Source organism: Nocardiopsis alkaliphila YIM 80379 (assembly GCF_000341005.1).
Classification (GTDB): domain Bacteria; phylum Actinomycetota; class Actinomycetes; order Streptosporangiales; family Streptosporangiaceae; genus Nocardiopsis; species Nocardiopsis alkaliphila.
On sequence record NZ_ANBD01000209.1, the window covers coordinates 1 to 788 of the forward strand.

At 67.0% G+C, this 788-nt stretch carries 1 protein-coding gene; it reads right to left on the minus strand.

The window, feature by feature from the left end; all coding sequences use genetic code 11:
• On the minus strand, positions 1-788 hold a 788-nt coding region (locus tag D472_RS26450), incomplete at both ends, for a glycoside hydrolase family 15 protein (RefSeq protein ID WP_017607037.1).

Consider the following 788-nt stretch of genomic DNA (forward strand, 5'->3'; position numbering starts at 1 on the left):
CCCAGGTGCGAGTACGCCTGCGGATGATTGCCCAACGCCCGCTCGGCCAACGGATCGTACTCCTCGGGAATCAACCCCGTGGGACCGGCCGCGTCCACCAGATGCTTGAACAACTCCTCGGCCTCGGCCCGACGCCCGGTCAACACGTACGCCTCGATCAACCACGTCGTGCACAGGTGGAACCCACCCTCACCCCCGGGCAGACCATCGTCACGGTGATAGCGGTACACCGTCGGACCACTGCGCAACTCCGCCTCGATCGCGGTCACCGTGGCCTGGAAACGCTCATCGGCCGGATCGATCAACCCCGACAGCCCGATGTGCAACGAAGCCGCGTCCAGATCGGTGCCGTCATAAGCGGTGGTGTAGGCCTGCACACCCTCGTTCCACCCCTTGTCCAACACCTCCTCGGCGATGGCCCCACGCAACTCGACCCACCCCTGCTCGGGGGTACGCCCATAGGCCCGGGCCAAACCCAACGCCCGGTCCAAGGTCACCCAGCACATCACCTTGGAGTACACCCGCTGGCGAGGCTCATCACGCTCCTCCCAGATCCCGTGATCGGGCTCGTGCCACCGCCGGGCCACCGCCCGGGCCATCGCCCGCACCAACTCCCAATCACGATCGGCCAAGAACCCACGGGCCTTGGACAGGTGACAGATCAGCTCGACCACCGGACCGAACACGTCCAACTGCACCTGGTGATCGGCCAGGTTGCCCACGCGCACCGGCCGCGACCCGGCGTACCCCGACAGCGACTCGATGGTCTCCTCCGGGCCCAGGTCGGT